The organism is Micromonospora sp. M61, from assembly GCF_018070245.1.
Lineage (GTDB): Bacteria > Actinomycetota > Actinomycetes > Mycobacteriales > Micromonosporaceae > Micromonospora > Micromonospora zamorensis.
In genome coordinates, this window is the sequence record NZ_JAGPYA010000023.1 from 67,364 (window position 1) to 86,639 (window position 19,276).

Annotated in this window: 17 protein-coding genes; 12 read left to right on the forward strand and 5 right to left on the reverse strand. The window is 71.0% G+C overall.

Features of this window, described 5'->3' with window-relative positions:
* Window position 1 precedes the first annotated feature (1 nt).
* A complete protein-coding gene (gene hppD, locus KBX34_RS15595) occupies window positions 2-1,207 on the reverse strand; it encodes a 4-hydroxyphenylpyruvate dioxygenase (RefSeq protein ID WP_210925560.1) in 1,206 nt (401 codons plus the stop codon).
* A 138-nt stretch (window positions 1,208-1,345) separates the two neighbouring features.
* Here hppD and KBX34_RS15600 point away from each other — a divergent pair, with 138 nt between their 5' ends.
* From KBX34_RS15600 to KBX34_RS15620, 5 genes are all read left to right on the forward strand, one after another.
* Window positions 1,346-1,849 (forward strand): Lrp/AsnC family transcriptional regulator, encoded by a 504-nt coding sequence (locus KBX34_RS15600; protein ID WP_088950485.1) that lies wholly within the window; start codon window positions 1,346-1,348, stop codon window positions 1,847-1,849.
* A gap of 70 nt (window positions 1,850-1,919) precedes the next feature.
* A complete protein-coding gene (locus KBX34_RS15605; protein WP_371409946.1) occupies window positions 1,920-3,365 on the forward strand; it encodes a PQQ-binding-like beta-propeller repeat protein in 1,446 nt (481 codons plus the stop codon).
* A gap of 126 nt (window positions 3,366-3,491) precedes the next feature.
* Window positions 3,492-5,159 carry a fumarate hydratase gene (locus KBX34_RS15610; RefSeq protein ID WP_210925562.1) on the forward strand — a complete coding sequence of 556 codons (1,668 nt, stop codon included), beginning with the start codon at window positions 3,492-3,494 and terminating at the stop codon, window positions 5,157-5,159.
* A gap of 257 nt (window positions 5,160-5,416) precedes the next feature.
* The gene (locus tag KBX34_RS15615) at window positions 5,417-8,398 is read left to right on the forward strand and encodes an AfsR/SARP family transcriptional regulator (protein ID WP_210925590.1); all 2,982 of its coding nucleotides are present in this window, start codon (window positions 5,417-5,419) and stop codon (window positions 8,396-8,398) included.
* Window positions 8,399-8,433: 35 nt separating this feature from the next.
* On the forward strand, window positions 8,434-9,843 hold the full coding sequence (locus KBX34_RS15620) for a class II fumarate hydratase (RefSeq protein WP_199176986.1): 1,410 nt from the start codon (window positions 8,434-8,436) through the stop codon (window positions 9,841-9,843).
* Between the two features lie 17 nt (window positions 9,844-9,860).
* On the opposite strand, the gene KBX34_RS15625 is transcribed toward KBX34_RS15620, so the two are convergent.
* On the reverse strand, window positions 9,861-10,151 hold the full coding sequence (locus KBX34_RS15625; protein ID WP_210925564.1) for a hypothetical protein: 291 nt from the start codon (window positions 10,149-10,151) through the stop codon (window positions 9,861-9,863).
* A 288-nt stretch (window positions 10,152-10,439) separates the two neighbouring features.
* Here KBX34_RS15625 and KBX34_RS15630 point away from each other — a divergent pair, with 288 nt between their 5' ends.
* The 3 genes from KBX34_RS15630 (at window position 10,440) to KBX34_RS15640 (ending at window position 12,183) form a co-directional block, all read left to right on the forward strand.
* Complete coding sequence (locus KBX34_RS15630; RefSeq protein ID WP_210925592.1) at window positions 10,440-11,252, forward strand: helix-turn-helix transcriptional regulator; 813 nt, start codon at window positions 10,440-10,442, stop codon at window positions 11,250-11,252.
* Window positions 11,243-11,425, forward strand: coding sequence for a DUF397 domain-containing protein (locus KBX34_RS15635; RefSeq protein WP_099849054.1), 183 nt, complete (start codon window positions 11,243-11,245; stop codon window positions 11,423-11,425). The genes KBX34_RS15630 and KBX34_RS15635 overlap by 10 nt, the downstream gene beginning before the upstream one ends.
* Window positions 11,426-11,601: 176 nt before the next feature.
* Window positions 11,602-12,183: a GNAT family N-acetyltransferase gene (locus KBX34_RS15640; RefSeq protein WP_210925566.1), complete on the forward strand. Its 582-nt coding sequence runs from the start codon at window positions 11,602-11,604 to the stop codon at window positions 12,181-12,183.
* Here the strand turns inward: KBX34_RS15640 and KBX34_RS15645 are convergent.
* Window positions 12,150-12,695, reverse strand: coding sequence for a CGNR zinc finger domain-containing protein (locus tag KBX34_RS15645; protein ID WP_141911512.1), 546 nt, complete (start codon window positions 12,693-12,695; stop codon window positions 12,150-12,152). The genes KBX34_RS15640 and KBX34_RS15645 overlap by 34 nt on opposite strands.
* An 85-nt stretch (window positions 12,696-12,780) precedes the next feature.
* Between KBX34_RS15645 and KBX34_RS15650 the strand changes: the two genes are divergently transcribed.
* The 3 genes from KBX34_RS15650 to KBX34_RS15660 all read left to right on the forward strand — a co-directional run bounded on the left by KBX34_RS15650 (window position 12,781) and on the right by KBX34_RS15660 (window position 16,422).
* The gene (locus KBX34_RS15650; protein ID WP_210925568.1) at window positions 12,781-13,746 is read left to right on the forward strand and encodes a DMT family transporter; all 966 of its coding nucleotides are present in this window, start codon (window positions 12,781-12,783) and stop codon (window positions 13,744-13,746) included.
* 95 nt (window positions 13,747-13,841) lie between these two features.
* Complete coding sequence (locus KBX34_RS15655; RefSeq protein WP_210925570.1) at window positions 13,842-14,633, forward strand: HAD family hydrolase; 792 nt, start codon at window positions 13,842-13,844, stop codon at window positions 14,631-14,633.
* A 97-nt stretch (window positions 14,634-14,730) separates the two neighbouring features.
* Window positions 14,731-16,422 carry a S8 family serine peptidase gene (locus KBX34_RS15660; RefSeq protein WP_185755434.1) on the forward strand — a complete coding sequence of 564 codons (1,692 nt, stop codon included), beginning with the start codon at window positions 14,731-14,733 and terminating at the stop codon, window positions 16,420-16,422.
* Window positions 16,423-16,658: 236 nt separating this feature from the next.
* Here KBX34_RS15660 and KBX34_RS33605 read toward each other — a convergent pair whose 3' ends face one another.
* The gene (locus tag KBX34_RS33605) at window positions 16,659-17,282 is read right to left on the reverse strand and encodes an endonuclease domain-containing protein (RefSeq protein ID WP_247671858.1); all 624 of its coding nucleotides are present in this window, start codon (window positions 17,280-17,282) and stop codon (window positions 16,659-16,661) included.
* A 207-nt stretch (window positions 17,283-17,489) separates the two neighbouring features.
* Here KBX34_RS33605 and KBX34_RS33610 point away from each other — a divergent pair, with 207 nt between their 5' ends.
* Complete coding sequence (locus tag KBX34_RS33610) at window positions 17,490-17,669, forward strand: hypothetical protein (RefSeq protein WP_247671859.1); 180 nt, start codon at window positions 17,490-17,492, stop codon at window positions 17,667-17,669.
* Between the two features lie 767 nt (window positions 17,670-18,436).
* Here the strand turns inward: KBX34_RS33610 and KBX34_RS15675 are convergent.
* Window positions 18,437-19,234, reverse strand: a complete 798-nt coding sequence (locus KBX34_RS15675) for a helix-turn-helix domain-containing protein (protein WP_307871406.1) — start codon at window positions 19,232-19,234, stop codon at window positions 18,437-18,439.
* Window positions 19,235-19,276 lie beyond the last annotated feature (42 nt).

A 19,276-nucleotide genomic window follows, 5' to 3' on the forward strand; every position in this document is an offset into this window, starting at 1 on the left:
GTTACAGGTTGCCGCGGGCTTCCTGCTCCCGCTCGATCGCCTGGAAGAGCGCCTTGAAGTTGCCCTTGCCGAAGCCCAGCGAGCCGTGCCGCTCGATCAGCTCGAAGAAGACCGTCGGGCGGTCCTGCACCGGCTTCGTGAAGATCTGGAGCAGGTAGCCGTCCTCGTCCCGGTCGACCAGGATCTTGCGGGCCTTCAGCTCCTCGATCGGCACCCGCACGTTGCCGATGCGGGCGCGCAGCTCCGGGTCCTCGTAGTACGAGTCCGGGGTGTCCAGGAACTCCACACCGGCGGCCCGCATCGCGTCGACGCTGGCCAGGATGTCGTTGGTGGCGACGGCGATGTGCTGGGCGCCAGGCCCCTGGTAGAACTCCAGGTACTCGTCGATCTGCGACTTCTTGCGGGCGATCGCCGGCTCGTTGAGCGGGAACTTCACCTTGCGGGTGCCGTTCGCCACGACCTTGCTCATCAGCGCCGAGTAGTCGGTGGCGATGTCGTCGCCGATGAACTCCGCCATGTTGGAGAAGCCCATCACCCGCTTGTAGAACTCGACCCACTCGTCCATCCGGCCCAGCTCCACGTTGCCGACCACGTGGTCGACGGCCTGGAAGAAGCGCTTCGGCTGGATGCCGGCGTCGATCATCGGCTGCCGGTTCACGATCGGGCCACGGGCCACGAAGCCGGGCAGGAACGGCCCGGTGTAGCGGGACCGGTCGACCAGGGTGTGCCGGGTGTCGCCGTACGCGGCGATGGCGGCCATCCGGACCGTGCCGTGCTCGTCGGTCACCTCGTGCGGCTCGACGACGCTGGTGGCGCCCTGCGCGATGGCGTGCGCGTACGCGGCGTCGACGTCCGGGACCTCCAGCGCGATGTCGCTGACCCCGTCGCTGTGCCGGGCCACGTGGTCGGCGCCGTCGGCGTCCGGGCGCACCATGCCGGTCAGTACGAAACGGGCCGAGCCGCTGGTCAGCACGTACTGGGCGTGATCCCGGTAGCCCTGCTCGGGGCCTCGGTACGCCACGCAGGTCATGCCGAACGCGGTGGAGTAGTAGTGGGCGGCCTGCTTGGCGTTGCCGACCAGGAAGTGCACGTGGTCGAGGCCCCGGACCGGGAACGGGTCGTGGCTGATGTCGTGGTCGACTGCGCCGACGAGCCGGTCGACGTCGACGTCCTCGGTCGACTGGGGTCGGTCGATCGCCTGGGTCATGGTGGGCTCCCTCGCGTACCGGCCGGCCTTGTGGCCGCCGTGGTCGGTTCTTGTGGCGAGGATCGCTGGCCCGGCACCGGGTGGGCAACTGTTGACGGAAATGCTGGTCAGGTTGCGCATTCGGTATGGTTGGCACCCATGAATGGTGAGCAGAATGTACAGCTCGACGGGCTCGATGTGCGCTTGATCGAACTGCTCGCCGAGGAGCCGCGGATCGGGGTGCTGGAGTGCTCCCGTCGCCTCGGCGTGGCCCGGGGCACCGTGCAGGCCCGGCTGGACAAGCTGGTCGAGCGGCGGGTCATCGAGGGCTTCGGCCCGGAGATCTCACCGGCCGCGATCGGGTTCGGCGTGACCAGCTTCGTCACCCTGGAGATCAGCCAGCGGCACGGCCACGACCCGGTCACCGCCCACCTCGCCGCCATCCCCGAGGTGCTGGAGGCGCACACCATCACCGGCTCCAGCGACCTGCTCTGCCGGATCGTGGCCCGCTCCAACACCGACCTGCAACGGGTCATCGACCAGATCGTCTCGTCCGCGGGCATCACCCGGGCGTCCACGATCATCGCGTTGGCCGAGCAGATCCCCTACCGCACGCTTCCGTTGGTGCGGAGCGCCGTTCGGGCCGAAGGAAGGGCGCTCTAACACCTCCGAGCCCAGAAAGCGTGGCGACACGGCGGCGTGGGCGTACGGAAGATCCGTGATCGTGGCTACGGTGTGCGGTGTGGCGAAGGGGAGCGTGCGCGGTGGGCTGCTGCTCGGCCTTGCCGTGGTCGTCGCCCTCGCCGCGACCGGCGTGTGGAACCCCTTCCCCGGCCTGTGGGACTGGGTGGACCGCAGCGAACCCATCTCCGAGCCCGACGTGGTCTGGCAGCAACGGGTCGGCGGCACTCCGCGCAGCGTGACCATCGCCGGCGACTCCGTCGTGGTCGAGCAGCGCACCCGGGTGGAGGCCCGCAGCCTGGCCACCGGCACCCAGCTGTGGGAGCGCAAGGCGGACTGGTCGGCGGTCGCCGGCGGCGACCGTGACCCGGTCGTCGCCGTGGGCAAGCTCCTGGTCAAGGGGTACGAGCTGCTCGACCCGGCCACCGGGGTGACCCGGCGACGCGACGACGACGCGGTGGCCGTGTGGACGTACCGCAACCTGCTCCTCGACGCCCGCTGCACGGACGCCACCGACTGCACCCTGAGCGCCTGGGACCCGCGCGGCACCACGCCACTCTGGACGGCGTTCCTGCCCGGTGTGCACAGCGGCCTGCTCGCCGACAACCCTGGCCTGCGCGGCACCCGCCGGCTCACCAACACCCGGATCGACGACGGGGTGGCCGGGGCGGAACCCGCGCCACCGCTGCTCGGGTTCCCGGTGGATGGCCGCGTGCACGTGGTCGACACCGCCACCGGTCGTGTGTTGCAGAACGTCGAACCCGGCCGGGACGAGCGGCTGTCCGTGGTGGGGGGCCGGATGCTTCGGATCGCCGCCCGCTCCCAGGACGGCACCTGCTACTTCGCCATCTCCGCGCGGGACCCGGCGACCGGGCAGGAGGCCTGGCAGCGGGCCGGGGTCAACCTGCGCACCGCCGACTCCGCCGGCTGCGTGCAGCGCGAAGACCCGCAGGGCGCGCGGAACGTGCTGATCGGCGTCGGCCCGGACGGCCGCGAGGCGGTCATCGACGGGTACGACGGGCGACTGCTCTGGGTCGGCGGCTCGGGCACCAAGTTGATCGCGGTCGACGACCGCCTGGCGGTGTTCCGGGCGGCCGACAAGCGGTCGGTGGCCGCCCATGAGCTGGGCACCGAGAAGGTGCTGTGGACCCGACCCGCCAGCGGCAAGGCCGGTGCCGCGCTCACCCCGTATGCGGCGGTGGTCGCCGACGAGAAGCCGTCCCGGTTGGCCGCGCTGGACCCACGCACCGGCCGGGAACTGGCCGTCCTGCGCACCTCGGCGAACGCCCTCGCGGTCGGGTCGCAGGGCATGATCGTCGGCGAGGGGCGGGAGATCGGGTACGTCCGCTTCGGTGCGGCCGGGGGCTCGCCCGCCCGACCGCCCGGCGACGGCGGTAATCCCGCGCCGGGTGGCACCGGGCCGGGCGGGTCGAACAACGGTGACTGCGGGCCGAAGGGCGAACTCTGCCCCGAGCCGGACGGCGGCAAGGACGGCTGAGCGGGCGAGTCACCAGCGGATCCGGACGGCGGGGAGGCTCGGCGGGCCCGAGGCGATGAGAGCGGCGTCCCAGGACCCGCCCGGCGGGTGGGAGTGATCGACCGGTCTGCCCTAGGCTTGCCGCTCATGAGCAGTGCCGCCGCATTCTCGTACGCCCCTCTGCTGCCGACCGGCCCCGACCAGACGGACTATCGCCTGGTCACCGACGAGGGCGTGGACGTCGTACACGGCCCGGGAGGCCGCCGGTTCCTCACTGTGGAGCCGGCCGCGCTCACCGCGCTGACCGCCGAGGCGATGCACGACATCGCGCACTTCCTGCGCCCCGCGCACCTGGGCCAGCTCCGGGCGATCATCGACGACCCGGCGGCCTCGCCGAACGACAGGTTCGTCGCACTGGACCTGCTGCGCAACGCCAACATCGCCGCCGGTGGGGTGTTGCCGATGTGCCAGGACACCGGCACCGCGATCGTCATGGGCAAGCGCGGCCGGCACGTGCTGACCGACGGTGGCGACGCCGAGGCCATCTCCCGGGGCGTCTACCAGGCCTACACCAAGCTCAACCTGCGCTACTCCCAGCTCGCCCCGCTGACCATGTGGGACGAGCGGAACACCGGCAGCAACCTGCCGGCCCAGGTGGAGCTGTACGCCGAGGACCCGGACGGGCACCCCGACGCGTACAAGTTCCTGTTCATGGCCAAGGGTGGCGGTTCGGCCAACAAGTCGTACCTCTACCAGGAGACCAAGGCGCTGCTCAACCCGACGCGGATGATGCAGTTCCTGGAGGAGAAGCTGCGGCTGATCGGCACCGCCGCCTGCCCGCCGTACCACCTGGCCATCGTCATCGGCGGCACCTCCGCCGAGTACGCCCTGAAGACCGCGAAGTACGCCAGCGCCAAGTACCTCGACGCGCTGCCCACCTCGGGTTCGATGAGCGCGCACGGATTCCGTGACCTGGAGCTGGAGGCGGAGGTGCTGGAGCTGACCCGCAACTTCGGCATCGGCGCCCAGTTCGGCGGCCGGTACTTCTGCCACGACGTGCGGGTGGTCCGGTTGCCCCGGCACGGTGCGTCCTGCCCGGTGGCGATCGCCCTCTCGTGTTCGGCGGACCGGCAGGCGGTCGCCAAGATCACCCCGTCGGGTGTGTGGCTGGAGCGGCTGGAGACCGACCCCGCCCGGTTCCTGCCCGACGTCACCGACGACTCGCTCGACGCCGAGCTGGTCGTGCGGGTCGATTTGAACCGGCCGATGGACGAGATCCGCGCCGAGCTGTCCAAGTACCCGGTGAAGACCCGGCTGTCGCTGTCCGGCCCGCTCGTGGTGGCCCGGGACATCGCGCACGCCAAGATCGCTGAGCGGTTGGACGCCGGCGAGCCGATGCCGCAGTACCTGCGCGACCACGCGGTCTACTACGCCGGCCCGGCGAAGACCCCCGAGGGCTACGCCTCCGGCTCCTTCGGCCCGACCACCGCCGGCCGGATGGACGCGTACGTGGAGAAGTTCCAGGCCGCGGGCGGCTCACAGGTGATGCTGGCCAAGGGCAACAGGTCGGGTCAGGTGACCCGCTCCTGCCAGCAGCACGGCGGCTTCTACCTCGGCTCGATCGGTGGCCCCGCGGCCCGCCTCGCCCAGGACTGCATCAAGCACGTCGAGGTCCTCGAATACGCGGAGCTGGGCATGGAGGCGGTCTGGAAGATCGAGGTGGAGGACTTCCCGGCCTTCATCGTGGTCGACGACAAGGGCAACGACTTCTTCGCCGAGGTCACCAAACCGGTGCTCACCGTCGGCCGCCGCTGATCGACACGTACGCGAGGGGGTGCTGGGCGAACTCGCCCGGCACCCCCTCTGTCGTCCGTGCTCTGCCGACATCGGTGCGCCCGCCCCGCTGGGGTGGGGCGGGCGCACCGCCCCCGTCGGATGCCGTCACCGACAACCCGGTGCGAGTCTGATGTGCACCCCTGTCGATCCGCTCTCACATCACTATCACCGGAATGCGTCAATGTGTGACCATCGGGTTACGCTGCTGCAAGTTGCAGATCACGGCGGGGGAGCAGATGCGGTTCGGGATCCTGGGGCCTCTGCGCGTCGGCGGTGGCGAGGCCACCGTCACCGCCGGCCGGGACCGGATCGTGCTCGCCATGCTGCTGCTGCGCTCCGGCCGGCTGGTGCCCGTCGAGGATCTGGTGGACGCGGTCTGGGAGGAACGTCCGCCCGCAACCGCCCGGGCCCAACTGCAGACCTGTGTGTCGCGGTTGCGGCGACGGTTCGCCGAGCTGGGGCTGGCACCGGAAATCATCGTCACCGACCCGGCCGGGTACGGCGTCCGTATCGCCCCGAGCGACCTGGACGCCGACACCTTCGCCCGTGGCGTCGATGAGGCCCGAGCCGCCGTCGCGGCCGGTCGGTTCGCCGAGGCGGCTGAGCGGTTCCACGCGGCCCTGGCGCTCTGGCGCGGGCCGGCGCTCAGCGGCATTCCCAGCCGCAGCGTCCGCCGTCGCGCACAGACCCTCGACGAACAGCGCCTCACCGCGCTGGAGGAGCGCGTCGACGTCGAGCTGCGCCTCGGGCGGGCCGCCGAGCTGATCGAGGAGATCGCCGAAAGCGTCGACCAGCATCCGCTGCGGGAACGGCTGCGTGGCCAGCTGATGCTCGCCCTGTCCTCGGCCGGTCGGCAGGCCGACGCGCTCGCGGTCTATCGCGAGGGCCGGCGGTTCTACGCCGATGAGCTGGGCATCGAACCAGGTGCCGAGCTGCAGGAGCTGCACCAACGGGTGCTCGCTGGAGACCTGGCCGTCACCAGCTCGGAGGAGTGGTCCTTCGCTCCGGTCCGGGCACTGCCCAGGGCGATCAACGATTTCATCGGACGGCAGGAGACGCTCGCCCGACTGGTGAAGGAGATCGAGGAAGACGACGCCCGAATCCAGCTCGTCGACGGCATGGCGGGCAGCGGGAAGACCACGCTGGCCGTGCACGTCGCCACGGCGCTCGCGGACCGTTACCCCGACGCGCACCTCTTCATCGACCTGCACGGGCACAGCGAACGGGAGCCGTTGCCGCCGGCCGCTGCCCTTGCCGCGCTGCTCCGCCAGCTCGGTGTCCCCGGGGACCGGATCCCCGCCGACGCTGACGAACGCGCCGCCCTGTGGCGGAGCAAACTGTCCGGACGGCGGGCGATCGTGGTGCTCGACAACGCCGCCAGCGCCGCTCAGGTCGCGCCGCTGCTGCCCAGTGGTCGGGACAGCCTCACCCTGATCACGAGCCGCCGCCGGCTCGCCGGGCTGGACGGCGGCAAACCGTCATCACTGGCCGTGCTCGACCCCGAGGAGGCGGTGGAGCTGCTCGGACGGGTGGTCGGTGCCGACCGGGTCGCCGCCGAGCCGGAGGCGACCACCGAGGTGATCACCCGCTGCGGGCACCTGCCGCTGGCGATCCGGCTGGCGGGGGCCCGACTCGCCCACCGGCCCCGGTGGCGGGTCCGCGACCTGGCGGACCGGCTCGCCACCGGACGGGACACCCTGACCGAGCTGTCGGCCGGCGAACGCTCCGTCGGGCAGGCCTTCGCTCTGTCGTACGCACAGCTCGACGTCGACCAGCAACGGATGTTCCGGCTGCTGGCGCTGCACCCGGTGGGCTTCTTCGACGATCGGCTGGCGGCGGCAGTCGCCGACCTGCCGCTGCCGGACGCCCAGGACCTGCTGGACAGTCTCGTCGACGCGCACCTCGTCGACGAGCCCGATGCCGGCCGTTTTCGCTTCCACGACCTGATGCGCGAATACGCCCGACAACTGCTGGAGACCGGCGAGACCGCAGCGAGCCGGACGGCCGCCAGCGTCCGACTCCTTGATCATTACCTGCACGTGGCCCACGCCATCTCCGGTCAGATGGAGCCGGTGGCCAGCCGATCCGCCCTGGTGCTGCCGGAACCTCCCCGAGCCGATCTGGTGCGGGCGTCCGTCCCGGATGGTGCAGCCTGGTTCGACGCCAACCGCGCGGCGCTTCCGGCGCTGGTGCGGCTGGCCGCCGCCGAGGGGCAGCTGGAACGTTGCTGGCAGCTGGCCCGCACATCCTGGTTCTATCTGTTCCAACACGGCCACCTGGACGAGCTGGTGGACACGCACACCGTCGCGCTGCGCGCCGCCGAGCAGCTCGACGACGCGGGGGCCATCGCCACAGTGCAGAACTACCTTTCCTCGGGCTACTTCCGGCTCGGCCGGGTTCAGGAGGCCATTGAGCTGATGGAGGTCGCGCTCCGGCTGCGTCAACGGCTCGGCGACCGGCGTGGTGAGGCGACTGTCCGTCGGAACCTGACCGTGGCGTACGGGGCGAACTGGCAGTTGGCTCCCGCCATGGCCCACTCCGCCGCAGCACTGGCGCTCGTCTCCGCCGGCGATCAGCCGGTGGAGGTCATCGCGATACTCAACAACCAGGCGTTGTTGCTGTTGGCGTGGGGCCGCTACCCGGAGGCGCGGCTGGCCTCGCGGCGGCAGTTGCGCCTGGCCCGCGAGATCGGCGACATGAACAGCCTGTACAACGCCCTCGGTCATCTCGGGGCGGTGCGGGCCCGGCTCGGCGACTACCCGGGAGCGCGCCGGTTCCTGCGGCTCGCGTTGAAGTTCAAGCGCCGGGAGGGCAACCGCTTCGGGGAGGGTGAGGTCCTCAACGAACTGGGCAGCATCGAGCGGATCCTCGGCCGGCCGGAGGCCGCCGCGACGCTGCACCGCGAGGCGCTCGCCGCCGTGGTCAAGTCCGGCGACCGCATCGCCGCCAGCGTGTCACGCAACCTGCTGGCCCGTGCGCTGCTCGACCAGGGGGACGTGGCCAGCGCGGTGGACCTGCACCGGCGGGTGCTCGCCGATGCCGTCCGGATGAACGCCCCGCACGAACAGGCCGGGGCGCTGGACGGTATCGCCCGCTGCCTGCGAGACACCGACCCGGGTGCGGCACGGTCGCACTGGTTCCGGGCGCTGTCCCTGTTCCGCCAGATCGAGTCACCGGAGCAGCACGAGGTGGAACGGCTGCTGGCCGAGTTGGGCTGACGGATCATCTGCGAGTCGGCCACGGGCGCGGCAGGATGGTACGCGTGACGACTCCAGAGGCGACCGGTTACCGGATCGAACGCGACTCGATGGGCGAGGTGGAGGTGCCCGCCGAGGCGCTGTGGCGGGCACAGACCCAACGCGCGGTGCAGAATTTCCCGATCTCCGGCCGGGGCATCGAACCGGCCCAGATCAAGGCGCTCGCGCAGATCAAGGGCGCGGCGGCCCAGGTCAACGGCGAGTTGGGCGTGATCGACGCCAACGTGGCCGCTGCGATCGCCGCGGCCGCCGCGCACGTGGCCGACGGCGGCTACGACGACCAGTTCCCGGTGGACGTGTTCCAGACCGGCTCCGGCACGTCATCGAACATGAACACCAACGAGGTGATCGCCACCCTGGCCAGCCGGGAGCTGGGGTCGCCGGTGCACCCGAACGACCACGTCAACGCCTCCCAGTCGAGCAACGACGTCTTCCCGTCCTCGATCCACCTCGCTGCCACCCAGTTCATCGTCGAGGACCTGCTGCCGTCGCTGGCACACCTGGCGTCGGCGTTGGAGGCCAAGGCCGCCGAGTTCGAGACGGTGGTCAAGGCCGGGCGTACGCACCTGATGGACGCCACCCCGGTCACGCTCGGCCAGGAGTTCGGCGGGTACGCCGCGCAAGTCCGCTATGGCATCGAGCGGTTGGAGGGCTCGTTGCCCCGACTGGCCGAGCTGCCCCTGGGTGGCACCGCCGTCGGCACCGGGATCAACACTCCGCTCGGCTTCGCCGCCGCCGTGATCGACAAGCTGCGCGAGTCGACCGGGTTGCCGTTGTCCGAGGCGCGCAACCACTTCGAGGCGCAGGGCGCCCGGGACGCGCTGGTGGAGACCTCGGGGCAGCTGCGTACCGTGGCGATCGGCCTCTACAAGATCGCCAATGACATCCGCTGGATGGGTTCCGGTCCCCGTGCCGGCCTCCGTGAGCTGCGCATCCCCGACCTCCAGCCCGGCTCGTCGATCATGCCGGGCAAGGTCAACCCGGTGGTGGCCGAGGCGATGCGGCAGGTCTGCGCACAGGTGATCGGCAACGACGCAACCGTCGGCTTCGCAGGATCGCAGGGCGACTTCGAGCTGAACGTGATGCTCCCCGTGATGGGCCGCAACCTGCTGGAGTCGATCCGGCTGCTCTCCGCGGTGAGCCGGCTGTTCGCCGACCGGCTGGTGGTCGGCCTGGTCGCGGACGCCGAGGTCTGCCTGGCGTACGCCGAGGGGTCGCCGTCGATCGTCACCCCGCTCAACCGCTACCTCGGGTACGACGAGGCCGCGTCGATCGCCAAGGAGGCGTTGGCCAAGCAGACCTCCATCCGCGAGGTGGTGATCTCCCGGGGGCACGTCGACTCCGGCAAGCTCACCGAGACCCAGCTCGACGAGACGCTGGACCTGCTGCGGATGACCCACCCCTGACAACCGGCCTGCCCGGCTCAGCGCGTGTCGCGTGGTCTGGCCCAGCCGAGGAAGCGGGTGAAGAGCGCCGCGGGCTCCGGGCCGTCGTGTGGGTTGAGCCGGTACAGGTCGGCGGCCGCCTCGTGCAGGACCGCGCACAGGTAGACGCTCAACCCCACCCGGTCGTCGGCGTACTCCTGGCGGAGGGTGAGCCGCGCGACCGGGCAGGGCCAGGGTGCGGCGCAGACCCGGCACAGCCAGAGCGGGCGCAACGGCAGGTGTGGCCGACAGGGCGTCTTGGCGCGGTTGTCCGGGGTGGTCCGGGACATGCTGCTGCCTTCCTTTGGAGCTGAATCGTTTGTGGCATCGGCCCCGTTCGCCCCTCGCTCATCCCTTTTCCACCGGAGGTGGGACCGCCCGGCCGGGGGAGCGGGCGGTCCCGTGCGGCGCCGACAGACCCGGGGGACGGGGAGCGGCGCCGCACTTCACATTCTGGTGATCAGGCGACTACGGTCGGAAGGGTTTGGCCGCGTCGTCACAGTCGCCCTGTTTCGGGTGGCGCCGCCGCTGGCGGCCGACTGGAGTTGATCGTCAGCGGGGTGGAGGGGCGGCACGGCATGGCCGATGGACAGATGACGGCGGCGGCGTTCCTGGTCTCGGAGCTGCGCCGGGCCCGGGCGCGGCAGGGCTGGAGTCAGGACGAGCTGGCCAAGGCGGTCAACTACTCGGCGTCGATGGTCAGCGCGGTCGAGCTGGGCCAGCAACCGCCCACCGCCAAATACCTGGAACTCGTCGACCGCGCCCTGGACACCGGCGGCCTGTTCGGCCGCATGTCCACCGAGCTGGTCAGCCTGGACAAGGCTCAGGTGTGGCTGCGTGGCTGGCGTGCGATCCTCGCGGAGGCGCGGGCGCTGCGCTGGTTTGACCCGCTGCACGTCCCAGGACTGCTGCAAACCGAAGGCTATGCCCGTGCCGTTTTCGAATCGGACCGGCTGCTCGACGCCGACGAGGTTGAGCGTCGGCTGACGGACCGGCTGGACAGCCAGCGGGTCCTCTACGAGGATCGGCCGCCGCATGTGGTCGCTGTGCTGGATGAGTCGGTGCTCAGGCGGCGCGTTGGCGGTCGGAAGGTGATGTTGGAGCAGGCGGTGCACCTGGCGCGCTTGGCGACCGAGCATCCACGAGTTCAGCTGCACGTGGTGCCTCGCTCGGCTGAGGAGTATCCCGGCCTGAACGGGCCGTTCATCCTCGCCACGGTGGCGGATCAGAGCGACCTTGCCTACCTTGGTGGCCAGATCGGCGGCCAGGAACTTGATCGGCCCGCAGACCTGCTGCGTCTACAGTGGACCTGGGAAGCGACCCTCGGGCAGGCGTTGCCACCGCAGGAGTCGATCGAGTTGCTGAGGGAAGTGGCGGAGTCGTGGAATTGACCCGAGCTTCGTGGCGGAAGAGCAGCCGGAGTGGCTCCAATGACCAGTGCGTCGAGGTGGCGACCAATCTCGGGGACGTGGTCGGGGTGCGAGACAGCAAGGACTCGGACGGGCCCGTGCTGGTTGTCGACGCGTACTCCTGGCGGCTCTTCGTGGTCGCGCCCCCGCGCTGACGCGACCGCCTCGCCCGCGACGGTGGTCGCGGGGTTGGTTGCCCGCAACATCGGGGAAGTTGCTGCCTCGTCGCGGCCTGACGCAGCAACTTCCCCGATGTTGCGCGGATCTTGCCTGCGGACGGGCGCGGGTAAAACGGCTCGACGGTGGGGTGGGGCGGCGGGATGATCCCGTCATGAGTGACCTGCCCTGCACCGAGCGGCTGCGGTTTCGGCGGTTGACCATGGCTGACGTGGACGCGCTGGTCGACCTGGACAGCGATCCCGAGGTGATGCGGTTTCTCAGCGGTGGTGTGGCCACGCCGCTGGCCACGGTCCGCGACGAGCAGTTGCCGAGGCTGCTGGCCCAGTACGAGCGGCATCCCGGGTTGGGCCGTTGGGCGGCGCTCGACCGGGGGACCGGCGACTTCCTGGGTTGGTTCGCGCTCGACCCGTCGGAGGACGGCACCGAGGCCGAGCTGGGCTACCGGCTGCGGCGCTCGACGTGGGGGCTCGGGCTGGCCACGGAGGGGTCGCGGGCGTTGGTCCGGTACGCCTTCGACGCCGTCGGGGTGCGTCGCGTCTGGGCCGAGACGATGACGGTCAACGAGCGGTCCCGGCGGGTGATGGCGAAGGCGGGGTTGCGCTACCTGCGGACCTTCCACCTTCAGTGGGACCACCCGATTCCGGGCACGGAGCACGGCGAGGTGGAGTACGAGTTGCGGGCCGAGGAGTGGGCCGCCGCTCAGGAGCGACCCGCCGCCCGGCGGGCGCGGTAGGCGGTCACCGCGGCGCGGTTGCCGCAACCGGCCTCGCAGAACCGCCGCGACCGGTTGCGGGACAGGTCGACGACCACGCTGTCGCAGTCCGGGTACTCGCAGATCCGTAGCCGACGCAGCTCACCGGCGCGAACCAGGTCGGCCATCGCCATCGCCGCCTCCACCGCGATCCGGGTGGCCAGAGGCGCGTCCCGGGGTACGGCGTGCAGGTGGTACGGCTCGTCGTCGTGCTCGATGAGCTGGGGCAGTGCCTTGTGTTCCAGCAGCAGGCCGTTGACCAGCGCGACGATCTCGGGTGGCTCCGCGTACCAGATGCGGCGTAGCTGGGGCCGCAACTCCCGGACGGCGCGTAACTCGGCGTCGGTGTGCTCGTGTCGCCCGCTGTAGGAGTAGCGGACGAAGAACGCGTCCAACGCGGCGACGTCGGGCAGCTGCTCGCCGTCCCGACCCGTCGTGTTGACCAGCGCGGCGGCGGCGATCAGGGAACATTCAGTGTCATGAGCAAATAGCATCTTGACTCCTGTCATGGCTTCCGCCTAACGTCACGGGCACAAGGATAGTTTGCTCATGACACGGTGCCGTCCCGAGGAGCGCGACATGCACTCACGACCTGCTGCCGGCGCCGCGTTGGCGTTGCTCTCCGCAGTCACCTTCGCCACCTCCGGCACCTTCGCGCGCTCACTCATCGACGCCGGCTGGTCGGCCGGGTCCGCAGTGATCGCCCGGGTCGGCATCGCCGCCCTGGTGCTGGCGATCCCCGCCCTGCTGTCGCTGCGGGGCAGGTGGGCCGTGCTGCGGAGCAACGCCACGGCCATCGGGCTGTTCGGCCTCCTCGGGGTGGCGCTGGCCCAGGTCTGCTTCTTCAATGCCGTGCGCTACCTGCCGGTCGGTGTCGCGTTGCTGCTGGAATACCTCGGCATCATCCTCGTCGTCGGCTGGATGTGGGTGCGGCACGGGCAGCGACCCCGCCGGCTCACCGTGGCCGGATCGGTAGCCGCCCTGGCCGGGCTGGCGTTCGTGCTCGACCTCGCCGGCACCGCCGACTTCCACCCGGTCGGTGTGCTCTGGGGACTGGGTGCGGCAATCGGCCTGGCCGGGTACTTCGTGCTCGCCGGGCGGGTCGACCCACGGCTACCCTCGGTCGCCCTGGCCAGCGGCGGGATGGCCGTCGGCGCCGCCGTCCTGCTCCTCGTCGGGCTGACGGGTCTGCTGCCGCTGCAAGCCACCTTCGGCGAGGTCACCTTCGCCGGGCAACCCACCAGTTGGCTCCTGCCCATCGCCGGGCTCTCGCTGGTGGCCGCCGTCATCGCATACCTCGCCGGTATCGCCGGCACCCGGATCCTCGGCCCCCGCCTGTCGTCGTTCGTCGGGCTGACCGAGGTGCTCTTCGCGGTGCTGATCGCCTGGCTGTTCCTGAACGAGCTGCCCACCGGCTGGCAGCTCTTCGGCGGCGCGATGATCATTGCCGGGGTCGCGCTGGTACGCCTCGACGAACTGCGCGGGACACCGGCGGCGTCCGCGCCGGTGTCGACCGAGCCGGAGCTGGTGCTCGCCGGTCGGTGAGTGTGCTCGGTGCTCGGTGCTGGCGCGCTCGGGGGTCGGTGCTGGTGCTCGGCGGCTGCGGTCGGTGGCCGGTGGCCGGTGGGACAGTGGGTGGCGTGTTGACCACTGTGGTGTTCGATGCCGACGAAACCCTGCTGGACCTGCGGCCGGCGGTGACGGGCGGGCTGGTGGCCGTCCTCGACGAGATGCGGCGGCTCATCCCGGCGGCGGCCGAGGTGACGCTCGCTGAACTGGAGTCGGACTGGGGCGCGGTCTTCGGCGAGATGAAGGCCGCGCCGGTGGCGGAGATCCGCCGGGCCGCGCTGGCCCGGTCGCTGGCCCGCGCCGGACTGGACGACCACCTGGACGAGGTCGCGACCCTCTTCTTCGCCCGCCGGTTCGCCCTCACCCGACCGTTCCCGGACGTGCCACCGGCGCTGGCCACGCTGCGCGACCGGTACACCCTGGGCTTCGCCACCAACGGAAACAGCCGCACCGAACGGTGCGGGCTCGCCGGTGAGTTCACCTTCGAGGTGTACGCGCACGTCAACGGCCTGCCCAAGAAGCCTGCGCCGGAGTTCTTCGCAGCGGTGGTGGCGGCGGCCGAGGTGCCGGCCGAGCAGATCGTGTACGTCGGAGACTCCTGGGAACACGACGTGGTGGCACCCCAGCGGGCCGGCCTGCGGTCGGTGTGGTTGAACCGGCAAGGGCTGCCCCGCCCCGCCGGGTGCACGCCCGACGCCGAAGTGTCCAGCATGGCCGAACTGCCGATCGCGCTCGCTCATCTGCATGCCGGTGCCGCTGTGGGTGGCATTGGTGTGGGCGCTGGTCCGGGCGGTGTTGGGGTGGGCAGCGCTGGTGTGGGTGGCGTTGGTGTGGGCGGCGTTGACGTCGAACTGGGTGGATGAAGGAGAGATTCACCGCCATAACGGGCGTTCACCTGGCGCAAACTCGAAGGTTGTTGTGTGATGGCTGCCACGTCCCTCAACGAGAGGATCTGATGTGGTGAGCAAGCGCTTCACCGTCGGCACTGTCGCAACCGCGGCAGTGCTGGCACTTACGGCTTCGGGGCTGGGTGTACCGGCCAGCGCCGCGCCAAGCGACTCCCGCACCTTCACCGTCGTCGCCGAGGACGGCGTCGCCGCCGACACGGCGGTCGCCGCGATCCGGGCAGCCGGCGGCACGGTGGTGTCGCGGTCCGACGAGGTCGGCATGTTCCAGGTCACCAGTGACCGGGCCGACTTCGCGGCCAGGGCGAACGCCGCCCCGACGCTGCTCGGCGCCGCCGAGCAGAAGGCCATCGGCCGCAAGCCGAAGCTGGACCGCGTCGAGCAGGAGCACCTGACGGCCGCTGCCGCCAACGGTGCCGCTCGTGCCGCAGCCAAAAAGGGCACCAAGCTCGACCCGCTCGACGACAAGCTCTGGGGCCTGGAGATGATCCGGGCCGACAAGGCCCGCAAGATCGAGCCCGGCGACCGTCGCGTGACCGTCGGCGTACTCGACACGGGCGTCGATGCCAGCAACCCGGACATCGCGCCGAACTTCAACTGGTCGCTGTCGCGCAACTTCGCGCCCGACCTGACCGACGTGGACGGCCCCTGTGAGGTGCCGAGCTGCCTCGACCCGGTCGGCACCGACGACGGCGGGCACGGCACCCACGTGGCCGGCACCATCGGCGCAGCGGCCAACGGCTTCGGCCTCTCCGGCGTTGCCCCGAACGTCTCGCTGGTCGAGCTCAAGGGTGGCCAGGACTCCGGCTACTTCTTCCTCGACCCGGTCGTCAACGCCCTGGTCTACGCCGGCCGGTCCGGGATCGACGTGGTCAACATGTCCTTCTACGTCGACCCGTGGCTCTACAACTGCACCGCCAACCCTGCCGACTCGCCCGAGGACCAGGCCGAACAGCGGGCCATCATCAAGGCGATGAAGCGGGCGTTGATCTTCGCTCACAACAAGGGCGTCACCCTCGTCGGTGCGCTCGGCAACAACAACGAGGACCTGGGTGCACCCCGGACCGACGTTACGAGCCCGGACTACGGTGCCGACCCGTACCCCCGGCCGATCGACAACAACAGCTGCTGGGACATGCCCGCCGAAGGCCCACACGTGATCGGTGTGTCGTCGGTCGGTCCGTCCGGCAAGAAGTCGGACTTCTCCAACTACGGCACCGAGCAGACCTCGGTCGCCGCCCCGGGCGGTTGGTTCCGGGACGGCTTCGGGACTGACACGTTCCGTACCGACGCCAACATGATCCTCTCCTCGTACCCGAAGCACGTGCTTCAGGAGGAGGGCTCGGTCGACGCCGACGGCAACATCGTCGCCGGGTTCGAGGAGTCGGTCTTCAAGCAGTGCAAGGCCAACGGTGAGTGTGGCTACTACACCTACCTGCAGGGCACCTCGATGGCGTCCCCGCACGCCGCCGGCGTCGCCGCGCTGATCGTCAGCCGGTACGGCAAGCCGGAGCGCCGGGGCGGCTTCGGGATGTCGCCGGACCTGGTCGAGCAGCACCTGTACCGGACGGCAGCCGAGCACGCCTGCCCGGAGCCGCGCCTCCAGCAGTACCGCAACGAGGGCCGGGACGAGACCTACGACGCCTACTGCGCCGGTGGAGTCAACTTCAACGGCTTCTACGGCTACGGGATCGTCGACGCCTACGCGGCGGTGAAGACCCCGCTCAAGCCGAACGCCCGCCCGTAAAGCACCACCTCGGGGCCCGGTCGACAATCGTCGACCGGGCCCTGTCGGTGTGCGCGGTGGTGTCGGTGTGCGCGGCGGTGTCGGTGTGCGCGGCCCTGTCGGCGTGCGCGGCCCTGTCGGCGTGCGCGGCTTCGTTCCTGGCCTTGATCGACTGGGGTTTCTTGAAGGCGGGGTGTCGGGGGCCGGTGGATGCCACGGTTTCCAGGAACCCGAGTCGATCGAGGACAGGTCGGGGATCACCGTCGCCATCCGCGGCTGACCAGGGCGGCCCGCACCTCTCTGAGCACCGCCGGAAACTCGGCGTGCAGCCGTCGACTCGTCACATGCAGGACCAACCAACCCGCGCCGACCAGCAGGTTGAGCCGACGGCGGTCCCGGTGCAGCTGATCTGCGTCGGAGTGCCGCTTGCCGTCGTACTCGACTGCGACCCGATACTCCGGCCACGCCAGGTCGGGGTGCAGGACAACGCCGCTGGCCAGGCGTACCGGATGTTGAACGACCGGCCGTGGCAGCCCACCGAGCACCAGCCGTACGCGCAGGTGCGACTCCGGCGGTGACTGGGTTCCGCCGTCAGCCAGGTCGAAGACCCATCGTGCCCGCCGCCCACCAGGCCGCTCGGCGTTGCGGGCAGCCAGTGCGGCCAACGTGTCGCGATCGGTCAGCCCCTGCCCGAGCAGCGAGTCGACGACGGCGACTGCCGGGATCGGGTCGAGCCACACCGCCGTTTCCCAGGCGGCCCGCCCCGGGTCGGAGCGGGGGATCGGGCCGCTCGGGTCCCCGTTGGGCTGGGACGTGACACCCGCTCCGCCCCCGTCGGCCAGCCTGGAGACCACGACGCTGTCCGGTCTGGTGATCGCCATGCTGCCCGTCCTGGCCGTCACCGCTTCCGGTCGGGCAAGCTGCCGAGCTGGGCGTGATGGTGCTCCCATGGTCGGCGGGCGCCCTGCTCCCGTGGGGAGCCCGGTTCGCGATGGGCGCGCTACGTCACGTGATCGTCCTGTCTCCGGCGACCGTTCTGCGTCCGGCGACCGTTCTGCGTCCGACGGACCCCATGTTCCTGGTGGGCGGTGCGAGCCCGGTGGCGGCGCGGCCAGAGTCGGCATCTCGTCGTCGAGGAGCGGGGTGATGGCGTTGACGTGCACGCGAAGGCCGCGCTGTGGGCCGATCCGCATCGGCCGGGGCACGAGGACGTGCACGTCGTCGGTGAAGGCGGCGGCGTGTTCGACACCGTGCAGGTAGGCGGCTGACGGGCCGCCGATCACTACCCCGGGCAGGAGTCGGAGGAGTGCGGCGCGACAGGCCAGGGTGTGGTCCCGGTCGAGCCGTGCGTCGGCATAGATGTCCTGGCGCAGCCGCAGCCAGGCAGCACTGCGCAGCTGATGTTCGGTGAGCAGGCCATGCCGGACAGCATCGGAGCCGCGGAAGACCCGCCACGTCAGGGCGTCGGGGCGGTGCGGGCGTGGTGGCATGCCAAGCAGCCTGCCGACCACCCATGGACCGCCGAAACCCCTGTGGACAACCTGCCCCGGGCAGCCGTCCGACCCTGTGGACAACCGAAAATCCGTGCGGCGATCGTGGTATATCGCGATCGCCGGCTGGCCAGCGTGGGTGCACTACGCGGGCGAACCCCCGGCTGGCAGCTCCAGGGCGCTGCCAGCGGGCCCTGTCGGCCCAGCGGGCCCTGTCGGCCCAGCGGGCCCTGTCGGCCCAGCGGGCCCTGTCGGCCCAGCGGGCCCTGTCGGCCCAGCGGGCCCTGTCGGCCCAGCGGGCCCTGTCGGCCCTGTCGGCCCACGCGGGGCTCAGTCGGGGCTCAGACAAGCCAGCGACCCGCGAAACTGGTGACGAAATTGGTGACCGCGCTGCTGTCATTGGGACACTCGACCCGGTGATCCACTCGCGTTCATGAAAGTCGGGGTGTCGTCGGCACCGGGATACCGCGAGTTTCAGGAACCCGAGTTGATCAAGCGGGGCGCGAGTCCGCCCGCACGGGTCGGAACAGGCGGTGGCTCGTTTGTCAGCGGAGGGCGTTGGTGATGGCCGTGGCTGCGGCCAGCACCTGGGGACCGATCGTGTCGACGTCCAGCGGGGCGAGCGCGACCACGCCGACGCTGGCCTCCAAGCCGGGTACGCCGAGCACCGGCGCAGCCACCCCGTACGCCCCGGCCTGCAACTCCCCGCTGCTGCTCACCGGCGCCGCATCCCCGGCTCGACCGGCCAGGATTGCCCGGCCCGCCGCCCCTCGGTCCAGCGGATGCCGTGCCCCGGCGCGGTACGCGACGTGGAACGACGTCCAGCTCGGCTCGACCACGGCCAGGGCCACGCCCTCGCCACCCTCGACGACGGTCAGATGCGCGGTCGCTCCGGCCTGCTCGGCGAGGCGGCGCAGCGCGGGTAGCGCACCCTCGGCGAGCAATGGCTGGGCCCGTCGGGCCAGGTGCAGCAGCCCGGCCCCGAGGCGCAGCCTGCCGTCGCCGTCGCGGCGCAGCATGCCGTGCCCGATCAGCGGGCTGACCAGCCGGTAGACGGCCGCCCGGCCGATGTTGAGCTGGTTGGCGGCCTCGGTGACGGTCAGACCGCCCGAGGCGTCGGCGACCAGGTGCAGCAGCCGCAGACCCCGGTCGAGGGTCTGCGACGTCTCAACGCCCCGTCCCGCAACGGCGTCAGCCCGCCCGACAACCCGATCGCCCTGTCCGGCCGCACCAGCCTGTCCGGCCGCATCGACATGCCCCGCCGCGCCCGCCTGTCCAGGGACGGCGTCAGCGGGGGCGCTGGGGTTGGCCGGAGTCTCACCCGAGCGTGCGGTCGCATCCACGCCTGGCAGCGTACGACCCGGCACCGCCGGACCCGGACAGGC